15 protein-coding genes and 2 pseudogenes are annotated in these 15,185 nt (G+C 71.6%); 6 read left to right on the top strand and 11 right to left on the bottom strand.

The window, feature by feature from the left end; all coding sequences use genetic code 11:
* Positions 1 to 84: 84 nt before the first annotated feature.
* Positions 85 to 457, bottom strand: a pseudogene (locus OH735_RS03010) (MFS transporter); the annotation flags it as partial.
* On the opposite strand from OH735_RS03010, the pseudogene OH735_RS03005 reads away from it, so the two are divergent.
* Positions 453 to 617, top strand: a pseudogene (locus OH735_RS03005) (MarR family winged helix-turn-helix transcriptional regulator); the annotation flags it as partial. The pseudogenes OH735_RS03010 and OH735_RS03005 overlap by 5 nt on opposite strands.
* A 59-nt stretch (positions 618 to 676) precedes the next feature.
* Here the strand turns inward: OH735_RS03005 and OH735_RS03000 are convergent.
* A complete protein-coding gene (locus OH735_RS03000; RefSeq protein ID WP_406379217.1) occupies positions 677 to 1,423 on the bottom strand; it encodes a maleylpyruvate isomerase family mycothiol-dependent enzyme in 747 nt (248 codons plus the stop codon).
* A 13-nt stretch (positions 1,424 to 1,436) separates the two neighbouring features.
* Positions 1,437 to 2,702: an MFS transporter gene (locus OH735_RS02995; RefSeq protein ID WP_406379215.1), complete on the bottom strand. Its 1,266-nt coding sequence runs from the start codon at positions 2,700 to 2,702 to the stop codon at positions 1,437 to 1,439.
* Positions 2,703 to 2,823: 121 nt separating this feature from the next.
* Between OH735_RS02995 and OH735_RS02990 the strand changes: the two genes are divergently transcribed.
* Complete coding sequence (locus tag OH735_RS02990; RefSeq protein ID WP_406379214.1) at positions 2,824 to 4,038, top strand: ROK family protein; 1,215 nt, start codon at positions 2,824 to 2,826, stop codon at positions 4,036 to 4,038.
* 26 nt (positions 4,039 to 4,064) lie between these two features.
* Here the strand turns inward: OH735_RS02990 and OH735_RS02985 are convergent, their stop codons facing one another.
* From OH735_RS02985 to OH735_RS02975, 3 genes are all read right to left on the bottom strand, one after another.
* The gene (locus OH735_RS02985; protein WP_406379212.1) at positions 4,065 to 4,781 is read right to left on the bottom strand and encodes a 2OG-Fe(II) oxygenase; all 717 of its coding nucleotides are present in this window, start codon (positions 4,779 to 4,781) and stop codon (positions 4,065 to 4,067) included.
* A gap of 171 nt (positions 4,782 to 4,952) precedes the next feature.
* Positions 4,953 to 5,333 (bottom strand): tail fiber domain-containing protein, encoded by a 381-nt coding sequence (locus OH735_RS02980; protein WP_406379210.1) that lies wholly within the window; start codon positions 5,331 to 5,333, stop codon positions 4,953 to 4,955.
* 2 nt (positions 5,334 to 5,335) lie between these two features.
* Complete coding sequence (locus OH735_RS02975) at positions 5,336 to 5,842, bottom strand: hypothetical protein (protein WP_406379208.1); 507 nt, start codon at positions 5,840 to 5,842, stop codon at positions 5,336 to 5,338.
* 450 nt (positions 5,843 to 6,292) lie between these two features.
* Between OH735_RS02975 and OH735_RS02970 the strand changes: the two genes are divergently transcribed.
* From OH735_RS02970 to OH735_RS02960, 3 genes are read left to right on the top strand one after another with little or no spacing between them, the layout of a single operon-like run.
* Positions 6,293 to 6,583, top strand: a complete 291-nt coding sequence (locus tag OH735_RS02970; protein WP_406379206.1) for an SHOCT domain-containing protein — start codon at positions 6,293 to 6,295, stop codon at positions 6,581 to 6,583.
* Positions 6,580 to 7,368, top strand: coding sequence for an ABC transporter ATP-binding protein (locus OH735_RS02965; protein ID WP_406379204.1), 789 nt, complete (start codon positions 6,580 to 6,582; stop codon positions 7,366 to 7,368). Before OH735_RS02970 ends, OH735_RS02965 begins: the two co-directional genes overlap by 4 nt.
* A 4-nt stretch (positions 7,369 to 7,372) precedes the next feature.
* Entirely contained in the window at positions 7,373 to 9,937 is a 2,565-nt protein-coding gene (locus OH735_RS02960) for an ABC transporter permease (protein WP_406379203.1), read from the top strand.
* 98 nt (positions 9,938 to 10,035) lie between these two features.
* Here OH735_RS02960 and OH735_RS02955 read toward each other — a convergent pair whose 3' ends face one another.
* Both OH735_RS02955 and OH735_RS02950 read right to left on the bottom strand, forming a co-directional pair.
* Positions 10,036 to 10,560, bottom strand: a complete 525-nt coding sequence (locus OH735_RS02955) for an ATP-binding protein (protein ID WP_406379201.1) — start codon at positions 10,558 to 10,560, stop codon at positions 10,036 to 10,038.
* A 189-nt stretch (positions 10,561 to 10,749) separates the two neighbouring features.
* Positions 10,750 to 11,067, bottom strand: coding sequence for a hypothetical protein (locus tag OH735_RS02950; RefSeq protein ID WP_406379199.1), 318 nt, complete (start codon positions 11,065 to 11,067; stop codon positions 10,750 to 10,752).
* 207 nt (positions 11,068 to 11,274) lie between these two features.
* Between OH735_RS02950 and OH735_RS02945 the strand changes: the two genes are divergently transcribed.
* On the top strand, positions 11,275 to 12,408 hold the full coding sequence (locus OH735_RS02945) for a PLP-dependent cysteine synthase family protein (protein ID WP_406379198.1): 1,134 nt from the start codon (positions 11,275 to 11,277) through the stop codon (positions 12,406 to 12,408).
* An 89-nt stretch (positions 12,409 to 12,497) separates the two neighbouring features.
* Here the strand turns inward: OH735_RS02945 and OH735_RS02940 are convergent, their stop codons facing one another.
* From OH735_RS02940 to OH735_RS02930, 3 genes are all read right to left on the bottom strand, one after another.
* On the bottom strand, positions 12,498 to 12,977 hold the full coding sequence (locus tag OH735_RS02940; RefSeq protein ID WP_406379196.1) for an SRPBCC family protein: 480 nt from the start codon (positions 12,975 to 12,977) through the stop codon (positions 12,498 to 12,500).
* A gap of 100 nt (positions 12,978 to 13,077) precedes the next feature.
* Positions 13,078 to 14,688, bottom strand: coding sequence for an SDR family oxidoreductase (locus OH735_RS02935; RefSeq protein WP_406379194.1), 1,611 nt, complete (start codon positions 14,686 to 14,688; stop codon positions 13,078 to 13,080).
* A gap of 32 nt (positions 14,689 to 14,720) precedes the next feature.
* Positions 14,721 to 15,155, bottom strand: a complete 435-nt coding sequence (locus tag OH735_RS02930) for an SRPBCC family protein (RefSeq protein ID WP_406379192.1) — start codon at positions 15,153 to 15,155, stop codon at positions 14,721 to 14,723.
* Positions 15,156 to 15,185: the final 30 nt, after the last annotated feature.

Raw genomic sequence — 15,185 nt, 5'->3', positions numbered from 1 at the left:
CACGCCCCCGGGCCGAGCGTCACGCACGCGGTGGCCGACAGGGGAGGACTCCCCGTCGGCCACCGTGTGTTCCTCCTCGGGAGATCAGTCCCGCACGGACACCTTCTGCGCGGTAGGTACCGCAGATGCCTCGGCCGCAGCCGCCCGGTCCCGCGCGGACGAGGCGACCAGCACGGTGTGCTGCACGGGCCGGCCGCTCCGCAGCCCGGTCAGCGTGATCAGCAGCCCGGCGAGGGCGACCGCGGTCACCACGACCAGACCCGGCCGGTAGCTGTCCAGGACTTGCCTGCCGGGATCCGTCACCGCTGCCGTGCGCCGTGATCACCGCGGTCACGATCGCCAGGAAGATCGCCCCGCTGACCTGGATCGAGGTGTTCAGCAGGCCCGAGACCATGTCCTGCTCGTCGTCGTCCACCCCATTGGCCGCCTGAATGTTCAGCGAGGGGAAGGTCAGCGCGCTGTCCCGCCTCGTCGCGCGGCTGGAGAAGGACGGGCTCGTGTGCCGGGGGATGTGCAGCGAGGACCGCCGGGGCGTCAGGGTCGAGCTGACGGCGAAGGGCCGGGCATGGCACGCCGAGGTGAAGCCGCTGCAGAGGTCCGTGCTCGCCGGATACTGAACGGGCCGGGGGGCTGAGCGCCTCGTCCGGCGTCGTCCCGCCCCGGCCCGCCGGTGTGATCAGATTCCGGAGTTCTTTGACCAGATCCGCGCCGGTTCCGGGTCTCCGGTCACGGTGATCGCCGTGAGTGGCAGCCGGTTCCACAGCGTCAGATAGAGTTCTTCGGCCGTGGCGATCAACTCGCAGTCCACGGAGGCTACTTCGGAAGACGCGTCATCCCGTACGGTCTGCGGCGGTTGTGTCGAGAGCCGCACGGTCCAGGCGGTGTCGGTGTCGGTGGCCCGCACTCGCAGGGAGCGTGGTGTGTCGGTACGCACCCTGCTCCTCGGGCGGCTGTGGAAGCCGCGCAGCAACTCGTCGATGCCGTCCGCCGCGTGATCGGCAGTCACCGCTGACAGCCGTCCACCGCGTGCCGACTCCGCGTCCACCCGGTGGATCGTGGTCTCGTGCGCCTGTCGACGGGCCCAGAACGCCAGCGGCGACGGGGCGGGCATGATGGTCCAGCACTCCAGTCCGGCCGGTGCGGTCTTCAGAGCGTCGACCAGGAGGCCGTGGCCCTCGCGGAACCAGTCGAGCAACTGGGGCCCGTCCAGATCCGGTTCCTCGCCGTAAGGGTGGAACGAGGTGTGGCCCTCGACGACGAAGGCGGTCGCCCAGCGGTGCACCAGCCCGGTGTGCCGGAGCAGATCGCGTACCTGCCAGTCCGGACAGGTCGGCACGGGCGCGTCGGTTCCCGCTTCCTCGGCGGCAGCCGCCAGCAAGTGGCCCTCGGCGGCAAGGGTGTTGATGTGATCCGTGATCTCCATGGTTCTGATTGTGTCAGCGACCCGGGCTGCCCGGCGGGGCCTTTTGTGCGGCAGGGCAGGCCTCTCGGGCGTGCGCGGCGTTGCGTGCTCCGTATCCCAGCGCGGCGGCAGCGGTGGCCAGCAGCGCCACCGTGGTGAGGGCCAGCGGTAGGGAGAACCAGTCGGCCAGGAAGCCGATCGCGGGCGGCCCGAGCAGCATCCCGCCGTACCCGAGCGTCGACGCGGCGGCCACTCCGCCGGGCCCGGCCAGCTCGCCCGCCCGGCCCACCGCGACGGGGAAGATATTGGCCAGTCCGAGACCGGTGACGGCGAAACCGAGGAGTGCCGACCAGGTGGTCGGGGCGAGCGAGCCGAGGAGCATCCCGGCGGCGGCCGTCGTGCCGCCGGCGACGAGGGTCCGGGTCTGGCCGAGCCGTTCGAGCAGTACCGTGCCGCTGAGCCGACCGGCCGTCATGGCCAGCGCGAACAGGGAGTATCCGGCGGCGGCGACGCCCGGGTGGGCGTGCAGGTCCTGTTCCAGATGGAGGGCGCCCCAGTCGGCCAGCGCGCCTTCGCCGTACGCCGTGCAGAGCGCGATCACACCGAACAGGAGCACCATGCGACGGGCCCGCCCGGCCGGCCGCCGCGCTACCTCGGCGGCGTCGGCCGTGGACACGGGCTCCGGTGCCGGAGTGCGCAGCAGCACCGGGCCGGCCGCCGCGGTGACCAGGAGTCCGACCCCGGTGAGGACGAGGAGATGCGTGGCGGGGGAGAGGCCGCCCGCGACCAGGCCGCCGAGCCCGGCGCCGACCATGCCGCCGAGGCTGAACGCGGCGTGGAAGCTGGGCATCACGGGGCGCCGCAGGGCGGCGATCAGGTCGACGGCCGCGCTGTTCATCGCCACGTTCATCCCGCCGTACGCGGCGCCGAAGACCAGCAGCACCAGGCCGAGCGCGAGCGCCGAATGCGTCCGCGCGGGCAGGGCGATGCTCAGGGAAAGGAGAACGCCGCAGACCACGGTCACCGGATGACTGCCGAAGCGCCGGCACAGCCGGCCGGTGAGCATCATGGTCACCACGGCCCCGGCGGATACGCCGAGCAGGGCGAGCCCCAGAGTGGCGGCCGAGGCACCGGTCTGGTGCTTGATGGCCGGGATACGGACCACCCAGCCGGCGAAGAGGAAGCCGTCGAGGGCGAAGAACACGGTCAGCGCGGTACGGAGGCGGGCCGACGAAGGCGGGGCGGTGTTTGCGCCCGGTCCCCCCGGCAGGGCCGTCCGCAATTTGTTCACTTGCGGCACAAATTCAGCATAGGGGCGTCCGGACAACGGGCGCAAGACGGCCGCCCGCCGGGGACGCGCGAGGCGCACGTGCGCCACCGGGGCGTCGGCAACGCCCGCGGACCATGGGAGACTCGCCCCCATGAACGGCAAGGTGACCACCACCCGGACAAAGTTGGAGAGGGGCCGCAGCGCGCTCGGACCCGCGCTGGAACTGGTCCACACCGGACGCGCGCCCACCCGCGCCGTCCTCACCTCCGAGCTCGGCGTCACCCGCGCGACGGCCGGTGCGGTCGCCGCGGAACTGGAGGCGCTCGGCCTGATCCGGGTCGACTCCCGCCCGGGCTCCGCCGCCGGCTCGCAGGGCCGCCCCTCGCACCGGCTGGCCATCCGGGAGTCCGGCCCCGTCGCGATCGCCGCCCAGGTGCACGCCGACGGGTTCCGGGCCGCGCTCGTCGGGCTCGGCGGACGGCTCGTCGCCACCACCCCGAGCTGTGCCACCGTCACCGCGGACCCGGCCCAGGTCATCGGTGACGTCGTCGACGACTGCGCCCGGCTGCTGAGGGAGAGCGGACTGCGCTGCGTCGGCGCGGGTCTCGCGGTGCCCTCCGCAGTCGCCGAACCGGAAGGCACCGCGCTGAACCCGCTGCACATCGCCTGGCCCGCGGGCGCCCCGGTGCGCGAGATCTTCGCCGACCGGGTACGGGAAGCGGGCATCCCCGGACCGGCGTTCACCGGGAACGACGTCAACCTCGCCGCACTCGCCGAGCACCGGCACGGTGCGGGGCGCGGCGCCCAGCACCTGCTGTGTGTGGCCACCGGGCACCGCGGCGTGGGCGGCGCACTGGTCCTCGACGGCCGTCTGCACACCGGGAGTTCGGGACTCGCCCTGGAGGTCGGTCATGTCACGGTGAACCCGGAGGGCCGGCCGTGCTACTGCGGCGGTCGCGGCTGCCTGGACGTCGAGACCGACCCGCTGGCCTTCCTGATCACCGCCCGCCGCGAACCCGGTCCGGAGGAGTCACTGCTCAAGCAGGCCGGCGATCTGCTGCGTACGGAGTACGACGACGCGGCGGTGCGGGGCGCGGCCGAGGAGCTGATCGACCGGCTCGGCCTCGGGCTCGCCGGGCTGGTCAACATCCTCAACCCCGACCGCATCATCCTCGGCGGACTGCACCGCGCCCTGCTCGACGCGGATCCGGAGCGGCTGCGCGCGGTGGTTGCCGACCGCAGCCTGTGGGGGCGCAGCGGCAGTGTGCCGATCCTGCCGTGCACGCTCGACCACAACAGCCTGGTGGGCGCGGCGGAACTCGCCTGGCAGCCGGTGCTGGACGATCCGCTGGCCGCGCTTGCGTGACGGGCCAGGGGGGCGGCCGTCGGTGCTCAGCCGCCGCGGTTCGCGGGGTCGGGGCTGCACAGCCAGCCGTTGATGGCGAAGCGGCTGTCCGCGTGCTGCTTGCTCGGGCAGCCGACCGGCCGTACCTCGTGCCAGGCGGTGGGCCGGAAGAACACGATGCTGTCGTGCTCGGGCTCCCAGTCCCGCCAGGTGCGCTCCTCCCACTTCCCGGCTGTCTCGGTGTGCAGGGGCAGGGCTACGTCGAACACCCGCAGTTCGCCCCCGTCGAAAGGCCGGGGTGTGCGATGCAGGTAATAGACGAACGTGAGCAGTCGCCGGGGGGCGTACTCGGCGCTGGTGTCCTGGTGCGGCCGGTAGAAATCGCCGTCGTTGTGCACGTTGAGGCCGTAGCTGGGTTCGGTGTACTGGCAGGAGACGCCCAGAGTGTGCTCGACCGCCTCCAGCACCTCATCGACGGCTGCCGTCAACTCGGGCGCGGCGAAGTCCTGGCACGACCGGGACCGGCGAAGGTCGGGGACCACCTCCCGGTCTCCGATCATGGAGGGCTTCAACGTGTCGCCGGTGGAGGCGATGGCGCGCTCCAGCAAGGCGCCGGCCGTCCGCTCACCCAGGAACTGGGTGATGCGACAGACCGTCACCGGAAGCCGCCAGATCGCGTCCGTACACACCGGTGACGGCGGATCCGTCACCTCGGACGGTTCCGTCACGGTGTCGCGCCGTGTCAAGGTGTCCGGTCCTGTCATGGGGTCCTGCCTTCTGGATCGCGATGAGTGTCCCGCAGCGGCCGACTTCCTGAAGCCCTCTCAGGGATCGGGCGGCGCCCCTGGGACGGTGCCCGGCCTGGAACGCGGCCGTGGGCACTGGCCGCCCGCCCCTCCTACCGCTGGAGCATCACGGCGGGTCGTCCGGCGTCGTCACGCGGCCTCGGGCGTGTTCACGCTCGTGGCTTCTCGCAGACGATCCACTTCGGCCGTGAGTTCTTCCACGCGGCGGTGCAGTGCCTGGACGCACACCAGGGCGACGCCGAGACCGTCGACGACGGGGATGGTGGTGTCGTCCTGGTTGAAGCCGAAGGCGGCCTGCCAGTCCTGGGCCATCGGCCCGAGGTGACGTACGTCCTCGGGCTCCCAGAGATAGCGCCAGGTACTGATGGGCAGCGCGGCCACGGTCGCCAGGACCGCGTGACCGTTGACCGCACCGACGGGGGCCGCGGCGCCACTCTCCCGCGCCCCGGCCCGACGACGGGCCGGGGCACCGTGGTCGGCCGCCCGGGACCGCCGGTGGAAGAGCCGCATCCTCACCGGCTCCAGTCGACCGGGACCACGTCCTGCTTGAGCCCGCGGTCACTGCAGATGGCGCACGGTGCGTTCGGGACACCGGGACCCTGGTCGGTGCCGACGGTGATCGCTCCGTGGGCCCCGACCGGGGCGTGGATGCCGTCGCCGACCAGCGCGGCTTCGTAACCGCCCAGCAATTCCTGAAGGGTTCCGGGACCCAGGTTCTCCGGGGCGGTGATCGACGCCACGCCGTCGTAGTCGGTGTACGCCGCCCCCAGCGTCCGGCCGCCGATGGTGGCGAACACGATCTTCGCACCGCGGATGGGCTCCCCGGTCACGGCGTCGGACGCCATCGCCTGGATGTTCTCCAGTTGCATCTGGGTGACATTCAGGGTGGCCTGGCTGGTCGTGAGCCTGGCCGGCTTCAGGCTGGGGCACTCGGCCCCGCTGCACGACGTGGCGGCCGGGGTGGCCGCGGACGCGGCCACGCCGCTCCCCGCGCCCAGCGACGCCAAAGCCGCGGCCATCACCGCGACGGTCTTACGACCTACAGAACTCCTGTCCACTCCCATGGAGCCGCCCGAGCGTGATCCGTACCAGCGCATCACGGCCGGGACGGCCGGGGTGCGCGCAGCACACGACGGGTGCCGCCCTTCCCGGACGACGCGAACGACCGTATCCACGCCCAACCGGCCCGACCAGCTGACAATCGCGAGTTCGCGCCATCTGATGAACCGCCATCAGCACGGTGACGAACGCGATCGACGCATTCAAACCGATGAACGACCGGCCTTCCGGCACATCTGCCCCGGTGCTCCCGGCCCGACAACGGGAGCAGCCGCCGATCCGGCGCGTACTCCCGAGGGGGTACGCGCACGGCCGCTGGCCGTACGACGACTAGGGACCCCTTCCGGGGCCAGGCTCGGAGTCGTCAGGAAAACCTGACCGCGAACCCTGAACCGAGGGAGCTGACCGAGATGAACACCCTGGCGTACAGCGGTGGACCCGGACCCTGGATCCTCCTCTTCCCGCTCTTCTGGGCGGCCGTCGTCATCGGCGGCGTCACTCTCCTGCGCCGCACGGTCCTGCGCGGCCGACGCGGCCCCTGGCAGGCCCGTGCCACCCAGGAGCGCCCCGCCGAACCGTCACCGATCACACTGCTCGGCCGCCGCTTCGCGGCCGGGGAGATCGAGGAGGACGAGTACTGGCGCCGGATCTCCGTCCTCGACGAACAGTTCGGCCGCGGCAGCAAGGGGGGAGTGGTATGACGACCACCGTCCCCACCTCCGAGCCCACTCCCACCCCCACGTCCGCCGCCGCAGCCCGGGTCGTCGACGCCGTGAAGCTCTACGGCACGGGAGACACCCGGGTCAGGGCCCTGGACAGGGTGAGCGTCGACTTCCCGGCCGGCCGCTTCACAGCGATCATGGGGCCCTCCGGCTCCGGCAAATCCACCCTCATGCACTGCGCGGCCGGACTCGACCCCCTCACCTCCGGCTCCGCCTTCATCGGCGACACCGACCTCAGCGCCCTCGACGACCGCAGGCTCACTCTGCTGCGCCGACAGCGGATCGGCTTCGTCTTCCAGTCCTTCAACCTCCTGCCGACGCTTACCGTCGCGGAGAACATCACCCTTCCTCTGGATCTCGCGGGCGAGCGCCCCGACCCGGAGTGGCTCGACGCACTGATCGACACCGTCGGACTGCGGGACCGGCTGCACCACCGGCCCGGCGAACTGTCCGGCGGACAGCAGCAGCGGGTGGCCGTGGCACGGGCCTTCGCGGGCAGCCCCGATGTCGTCTTCGCAGACGAACCGACCGGCAATCTCGACTCCCGCTCCAGCCAGGAGGTGCTCCGGCTGCTCGGCCGCACCGTCCGGCAGACCGCCCGTACGGTCGTCATGGTCACCCACGACCCGGTAGCCGCCGCCCACGCCGACGAGGTCGTCTTCCTCGCCGACGGCAGACTCGTCGACCGGATGCCCGACCCCACGGCGGAGCGCGTACTCGACCGGTTCAAGTCCTTCGCCCCCCACCCCTCACGAAGGCGTTGACGCCATGACTAGCCCCAGGGCCTCCGTGCGCCTGACCATCTCCTCGCTCCGCGCCCACAAGCGCCGCTTCTGCGGCACCTTCGTCGCCGTCCTGCTCGGCGTCGCGTTCCTCACCGGGACGCTCGTCATGGGCGACACCCTGCGCGCGAGCTTCGACACCATGTTCGGCAACGCCACCGCCGGCACCGACGCCGTTGTGCGCGGGACCGACGTCATCACCGTCGCCGGCGAGTCCCGGGGCACCCGGCAGCCGGTGAGTACCGCACTTGTGAAGAGGATCGAGCAGATCCCCGGGGTCGCCGCCGCGGCCCCCGACATCCAGGGCGCCGGCCAGCTCATCGGCTCCGACGGCAAACCCGTCGGCGGCCAGGGGCCGCCCACCCTCGCCGGCAACTGGATCGACGACCCGCAGCTCAACCCGTACCGACTCGCCGCCGGACGCGCCCCCGCCGCACCCGGTGAGGTCGTCGTCAACCGCGGCACCGCCGACCGGGGCGGGCTCAGGATCGGCGACACCACCGTGCTGCGCACCCCCGACCCGGTACGCGTCACGATCGTCGGACTGGCGACCTTCGGCGGCCAGGACGGCATGGGGCAGGTCACCTACACCGCGATGACGCAGGCCGACGCCGAGAAGCACCTCACGCCGAAGCCCGGCGAGGCCTCGACCATCCAGGTGCGCGCGGGCCCGGGCGTCAGCCAGCAGGAACTCGTCGACGCACTGCGCCCCGTACTGCCCAAGGGCGTCGAGGCCATCACCGGACAGGCCTCGGCCGCCGAGGACCGGGACATGATCTCCGGCGCCTTCCTCAGCCTGTTCACCACGTTGCTGCTGGTGTTCTCCGGGATCGTGCTGCTCGTCGCCACCTTCTCCATCCACAACACCTTCGCGATCGTCGTCGCCCAGCGGACTCGCGAGAACGCCCTGCTGCGCGCGCTCGGTGCCTCCCGCGGCCAGGTCGTCGGAGCGAGCCTCGTCGAGGCGGGCGCGGTCGGCGCGATCGCCTCCGCCGCGGGTCTGGCCGGCGGCCTCGGCATTGCCGCCGGGCTGCGGGCGCTCTTCCCGGCCATCGGATTCCCGTTCCCCGGGGGCCCGCTGGTGATCGGTGCCGGATCCCTGCTGCTGCCGCTCGCCGTCGGTGTCCTCGTCTGCCTCGGCTCCGCCCTCCTGCCCGCCGTCCGGGCCGGTCGCACCGCTCCGCTCGCCGCCCTGCGCGAGAGCGCCGTGGACGACTCCGCGGCATCCCGGACCCGTACCCTGACCGGGCTCGTACTGCTGGCCGCTTCCATCGGCACCATCCTGACCGGCGTGTCGGCCGGCCCGTCCGGCCCGCTGTCGGCCGCCGGTGCGGTACTCGTGCTCGCCGCGTTCGTGGTGCTCGGACCGGTCGCCTCCTCGTACGCCGTACGGTTCCTCGGAGCTCCGCTCGACCGGCTGCGCGGCGTCACGGGGCGGCTGGCCCGGCGCAACGCCCTGCGCAACCCCCGACGGACCGCGTCCACCGCGACCGCGCTGATGATCGGCGTCGCCGTGGTCTCCCTGTTCACCGTCTTCGGCGCCTCGCTGAAGGCCACCATGAACCAGACGGTGGACCGCTCCTTCGCGGGCGACGTCGCCATCAGCGCCCCCGCCTTCGGTGCGGGCGGCAGCGGCCTCAGCGCCCGGCTCGCCCCGGCCGTCGACCGGCTGCCGGAGGTCGCGACCGCCGTCGGCCTCGGGAAAGGCGTCGCCGAGGTCGACGGGGCCGGACGCGCCCTGACCGTCACCGACCCGGCCGCGCTCGGCAGGGTCTTCGACCTCGGCCGGGTCGACGGATCGCTGAACGGGCTGGGCGCGAACGGGATCGCGGTGTCCGCCGCCGAGGCCGGCAAGCGCGGACTGCACACCGGCTCCACCGCCCGGCTCACCTTCACCGACGGCACCCGGCAGAACTTCGCGGTCCGCGCCGTCTACGACCGGCCGGAACTGGCGGGCGACTACGTCATCTCCCGCCAGGCCTGGGCCCCGCACCGCGCCCAGGACTCCGACTCGCTGATCGCCGTCTCCTTCAAGCCCGGCGTGTCCACCGCCGACGGCAAGGCGGCGGTCGCGAAGACCGCGGCGGCGTACGGCAACCCGGACGTACAGACCCGCAGCGAGTACGCACAGTCCTCGGCCGGCGGCATCGACATGATGCTCACCCTGGTCTACGCCCTGCTGGCCCTCGCCGTACTGATCGCCCTGCTGGGCATCGCCAACACGCTCACGCTGGCCGTCCACGAACGCACCAGGGAACTGGGCCTGTTGCGGGCCGTCGGGCAGACCAGGAGCCAGCTGCGGTCCATGGTCCGCTCGGAGTCAGTCATGGTCGCCGCGTTCGGCACGGCGGGCGGTCTGCTGCTCGGCGGCTTCCTCGGCTGGGTGCTGGTCGAGGCATCCGCGGGCGGCACCGCTTTCACCTTCGCGCTGCCGCCGCTGCGGCTCCTGGTGATCGCCCTCGTGGGGATCACCGCCGGGGCGCTGGCGGGCCGGCGGCCCGCCGCCCGGGCGGCACGGCTGGACGTGCTCCGCGCGATCGCCACCGACTAGCGCACGGACAAGCGCCGAACAGCGCACGGACAAGCGCCGAACAGCGCGCGGAAATGGAGGAGCGGGGCGCCGTTCGACGCCCCGCTCCTCCATTTCCGCTACCCGACCACCGCCGACCGGGCGACGGAGGGCGTACGGCTCTCCAGATACGTGACGGCGTCCGGCTCGAACGGCCCGTCCGTGGTCGCCCCGTACACCGAGTGCGGTGGCCGCCCGGTGAACAGGGGAGGAGGTGCCGGAAGGGTGAACCAGACGACCTTCCCGGCCCCGCCGCTCGGGCGGACGCCCCAGCTCTCGCTGACCGCGGCGATCAGCGCGAGCCCGCGCCCCGACGTGCTGGACGTACTGGGGTCGCGCACGGTCGGCAGCCGTGGGTCGTGGTCGTGGACGGAGACCGTCAGCCGTTCGAGCAGCAACTCGATCTCGACGGTGCATGACTTGTCCGGCTGGGCATGCCGATGGACATTGGTCAGCAGTTCGGTGACGCCGAGCGCCGCATGGTCGATCAACGGATCGAGATGCCAGTAGCGCAACTGCGCCGAAACGATTCTGCGGACCTGACCGATCCGCGACGGCAGGGCCTGGAGCTCCACCGTGCAGTGCCTGCTTGGCTCGCTGATCACGGCTGCGACTCCCCGAAATTAGGTCCGGAAGAAGACGAGAGGGGCGGATCCAGCGGTTGGCGGACTGCTGAATCCGGACCGGCGGTGGCAGATCTCAGTGTCACCACTGGTGAACCATGAGTGACGTGTGACCAATGTCGCTCAGGGGTCACGGCTCCGCAACTCGCGCTGCCCCGGCGGGGTTGCCCGTCAGATCATCCGGCCGCCCGCGCTCCGCAGCGTTTCGAGGAAACGGCGGGCCGGTCCGGCCGTGTCCTGACCGTGGTTGCGCTGCCCCATCGTCAGCCGGTACCGCGTCCCGTTGAAGCGCGCCACGGCAGCCCCCGCTCCGGCGAACCACGGCCTGCCCGCGCTCACCGCCACCACCGGGGCGCTGTCGATCTCCCGTCCGTAGCTTGTCAGCAGGGCCAGCCTGCCGTCCTTGACGATCACCTGCCCGGCCCTCGTGAGCGAGCGGGCCCACCGCTCGATCCGTACCCCCGTCGCGCTGAACTCCGTTTCCGGCATGGCTGCTTCGCCCCCTTCGCAACGCTTCTGTCGGGAAGTCTGCACGCATCCGGGACCGGCGCGCCAGGCCGCGTCCCGGAGCAATGCGGCGGCCGTCCCGTCCGGCCGGGCCAAGGCCGGGCTATGGGGAATCAAAGTGAACGTTTCTGCAGGTAGGGGGAATATCGTTGAGGGCGAGAGTCCGGCGATACGAGGAGGAACGCGTTGATGGGCACCGCAAAGCACACGGACGACGGTCGGATCGCGGCGACCATCGACATCGACCGCTCCGATCCCGAGTACCGGGCCTGGCTCAAGGAGGCCGTCCGCAAGGTCCAGGCCGACGCCAACCGTTCCGCCGACACCCATCTGCTGCGCTTCCCGCTGCCCGAGACCTGGGGCATCGACCTCTACCTCAAGGACGAATCGACACACCCCACCGGCAGTCTCAAGCACCGGCTGGCCCGCTCGCTCTTCCTCTACGGGCTCTGCAACGGCTGGATCCGGCCGGGCCGGCCGGTGATCGAGGCGTCCAGTGGCTCGACGGCCGTCTCGGAGGCCTACTTCGCCAAGCTGATCGGTGTGCCGTTCATCGCCGTGATGCCCCGCACCACCAGCCCCGAGAAGTGCCGGCTGATCGAATTCCACGGCGGCCGCTGCCACTTCGTCGACGATTCGCGGAAACTGTACGAGGAGTCCGCCATGCTGGCCGCCGACACCGGTGGTCACTACATGGACCAGTTCACCTACGCGGAACGGGCCACCGACTGGCGCGGCAACAACAACATCGCCGAGTCGATCTACCAGCAGCTGAGGCTGGAGCGCTACCCGGAGCCGACGTGGATCGTCGCCACGGCCGGAACCGGCGGCACCTCGGCGACCATCGCCCGCTATGTGCACTACATGCAGTTCGACACCCGAATCTGTGTGCCCGACCCGGAGAACTCCTGTTTCTTCGACGGCTGGACGAACCACGACCTCCTGGCCACCAGCGACTGCGGCTCCCGGATCGAGGGCATCGGCAGGCCCCGGATGGAGCCGAGCTTCGTGCCCGGGGCCATCGACCGGATGATGAAGGTGCCGGACGCGGCCAGTGTCGCGGCCGTGCGCACCCTGGAGAGGGCGATCGGCCGGAAGGCGGGCGGCTCCACCGGCACCGGGCTGTGGAGCGCGTTCAAACTGGTCGCGGAGATGGTCGAACAGGGCACCGCCGGCAGCGTCGTCACCCTGTTCTGCGACCCGGGCGACCGCTACCTCGACAAGTACTACTCCGACAGCTGGCTCGCCGAACAGGGCCTGGACATCGCGCCGTACATGCGGACCATCGACTCCTTCCTGAGCAGCGGCAACTGGCCCGAATAGTACGGACGGAGCGCGTCGCGCCCGGCCTGCGGGCGCGCTCAGGCTGCAGGCGCGCTCAGGTCGCGGTCGCACTCAAGCCCCAGTCGCCCTCAGGCCGCGGGCGCGGCCAGCCGCCGGTCGAGATTGCGTACCGCGTTCCGGAACGCCCGGCCCATTCCCGGCCGGGCCAGCCGCAGGGCGAACCGGAAGGGCGCGGAACCGTCGGCGGCGAACGTCCACCGCACCCGCGTCCCGGTCCCGGCCGGGGTGAGCCGCCACTCCTCCACCAGGGCTTTCGGGCCAGGGGCGTTGGACTTATCGACCCGGTAGGCGTACCGCTCGCCGGGCTCCGCCGCGAGGATCGACTCGCGCAGCACCGTGCCGCCCCTGAGTCGGACCTCGCGGCCCGCGCCCTCCTCGGTGGGCCGGGCCGCCGTCACCGAGGTGAACCAGCTCGGCCAGCCCGCCACATCGTCGGCGAGCGCGCGGTAGACCGCCTCGGGAGGCGCGGACACCTCGGCGGCGAAGACCAGTCGCAGTGCGGCGGACTCGACGAAATCGAGGCCCACGGAACGGAGTCGGCGTGGCACGGATCGCACCTCCCATGAGGTCGGTCGACGGCGTACGGCACCGTACGGGTTGCGCACACCATAGCTGTCGCTCTATCAGATGTCGCTGCATGTAAGGGAGTTATGCGGAATGGTGTTGCGGGACGGTCCGTGCGGCCGCGGTGATGTTGCGGGCCATACCGCCGAACACCGCCGAGTGGAACGGCCATACGCTCCACCAGTAGGCATGGCCGAGCAGGCCGTGCGGATGGAACAGGGCCCGCTGCCGGTAGACGGTCCTTCCCTGCTCGTCACGGTCCACCGACAGTTCCAGCCAGGCCGGTCCCGGCAGCCGCATCTCGGCGCGCAGCCGCAACAGCGTGCCCGGCACGATCTCCTCCACGCGCCAGAAGTCCAATGAGTCGCCCACCCGCAGCCGCTGCGCGTCCCGCCGCCCGCGCCGCAGTCCGACGCCGCCGACGATCCGGTCGAGCCAGCCGCGTACGGCCCAGGCGAGAGGGAACGAGTACCAGCCGTTCTCGCCGCCGATGCCCTCGATCACCCGCCACAGCGCGTCCGGCGTCACCGGCACGGTCAGTTCCCGCTCGTCGCGGTAGAGACTGCCGCCGGACCAGTCGGGGTCGGTGAGCAACGGGTCACTGGGGGCGCCGGGTACCGCGGCGGACGACCAGCGGGTGTCGACCCGGGCATCCTTGATCCGCTGAAGCGCCAGCCGCAGTGCCTGGTCGAAGCCGATGGTGCCGCCGGGCGGAGCAGGTGCATAACCGTCGATATCATGTTCGTGACAGATCACCTCATGGCGCAGCGACTCCGCCAGCGGCCGGGCGATGGAGGGCGGCACCGGTGTCACCAGCCCGATCCAGAGGCTGGAGAGCCCCGGGGTGAGCACCGGTACGGGAAGGATCACCCGATGCGGCAGGCCGGCGACCTTGGCGTAACGCTGCATCATGTCCCGGTACGTCATGACCTCCGGGCCGCCGATGTCGAACGTACGGTTCACCTCGGCCGGCAGGCGGACGCAGCCGACGAGATACCGCAGCACGTCCCGTACCGCGATCGGCTGGATCGACGTGCGCACCCAGCTCGGGGTGATCATCACCGGCAGCCGTTCGGTGAGATACCGCAGAATCTCGAATGAGGCCGAGCCCGATCCGATGACGACCGCGGCCCGCAGCACGGCCGTCGGCACCCCGCAATCCAGCAGAACGCGCCCCACCTCGGCCCGCGACCGCAGATGCGGTGACAGTTCCCGCTCGGGCACCCCGGCCGGGGTGAGCCCGCCGAGGTACACGATCCGGCCGACCCCCGCCGCCCGCGCCTGCTCACCGAAGATCCGGGCCGCCTCGCGGTCCCTCGCCTCGAATCCGGGTCCGGAACCGAGCGCGTGCACCAGGTAGTACGCCACATCGATGTCCCGCATCGCCACCCGCACCGAAGCGGCATCGAAGACATCGCCCTTCACCACCTCGACCCGGTCCGCCCACGGATGGTCACGCAGCTTCTGCGGGGTCCTGGCGAAGGCACGCACCCGGTGGCCGGCTTCGAGAAGTGCGGGCACCAGTCTGCCGCCGATGTACCCGGAGGCACCGGTCACCAGACAACGCAGCCCCGCAGCACCGGAGGATTCGGTCACTCGCCGAGTCTTCCACCGGATCACCGCACGGGCCCGTCGGAGGGCGCCGAACGGCGGTACGCGGACCACCCCGCCGCAGCGCGCCGTCGTGGGCCCCATGTCCGGCCCGTGCGCCACGGGCGCGGCCGGGCCTAACGACCGAGCATGCTGTCGAGTACCCGGCCGAAGACCCGGCGGCCCGCCGCGGCGATCAGCGGATCGACCCACCGCGGCAGCAGCCGGACACTCAGCTCTTCCACCCACACCACATGGGATCCGGAATCCGTCGGATACACATCGATCGACGCCCGGCCCAGCACCAGCGAACCGCGTTTCTCCAGCCGGCACAGCCCCGCGCGCCCGGCGGTGGGCGGGGTCCAGCGCACCACTTCCATCGGATCGTCGAAACCCAGCGGACCCACGCCGGTACGCGCCACGAAGACAGTCCCCATCCTGGTAGGCAGCCCCGTGGGGACGGTGATCTTGGTCAGCGGCACCGTCGCCGCGTGCCGTCCCCAATCCGTCACCCGGCACCAGGACTCGGCCGTGGGCAGATGCGTGAAGCGCTCGATCCGGAAGACGGCCACAGCCCGATCCTAGGCCGTGCACCGCCCGTT

The organism is Streptomyces sp. NBC_01618 (genome assembly GCF_045209435.1).
Classification (GTDB): domain Bacteria; phylum Actinomycetota; class Actinomycetes; order Streptomycetales; family Streptomycetaceae; genus Streptomyces.
This window is presented reverse-complemented; position numbering and strand designations above follow the sequence as displayed.

Coding starts and splice junctions, on each gene's coding strand:
- OH735_RS02990 (WP_406379214.1), top strand. CDS start 2,824: ATGAACGGCAAGGTGACCACCACCCGGACAAAGTTGGAGAGGGGCCGC.
- OH735_RS02965 (WP_406379204.1), top strand. CDS start 6,580: ATGACGACCACCGTCCCCACCTCCGAGCCCACTCCCACCCCCACGTCC.
- OH735_RS02960 (WP_406379203.1), top strand. CDS start 7,373: ATGACTAGCCCCAGGGCCTCCGTGCGCCTGACCATCTCCTCGCTCCGC.
- OH735_RS02975 (WP_406379208.1), bottom strand. CDS start 5,842: ATGGCCGCGGCTTTGGCGTCGCTGGGCGCGGGGAGCGGCGTGGCCGCG.
- OH735_RS02935 (WP_406379194.1), bottom strand. CDS start 14,688: ATGGGGCCCACGACGGCGCGCTGCGGCGGGGTGGTCCGCGTACCGCCG.
- OH735_RS02950 (WP_406379199.1), bottom strand. CDS start 11,067: ATGCCGGAAACGGAGTTCAGCGCGACGGGGGTACGGATCGAGCGGTGG.
- OH735_RS03000 (WP_406379217.1), bottom strand. CDS start 1,423: ATGGAGATCACGGATCACATCAACACCCTTGCCGCCGAGGGCCACTTG.
- OH735_RS02945 (WP_406379198.1), top strand. CDS start 11,275: ATGGGCACCGCAAAGCACACGGACGACGGTCGGATCGCGGCGACCATC.
- OH735_RS02970 (WP_406379206.1), top strand. CDS start 6,293: ATGAACACCCTGGCGTACAGCGGTGGACCCGGACCCTGGATCCTCCTC.
- OH735_RS02980 (WP_406379210.1), bottom strand. CDS start 5,333: ATGCGGCTCTTCCACCGGCGGTCCCGGGCGGCCGACCACGGTGCCCCG.
- OH735_RS02985 (WP_406379212.1), bottom strand. CDS start 4,781: ATGACAGGACCGGACACCTTGACACGGCGCGACACCGTGACGGAACCG.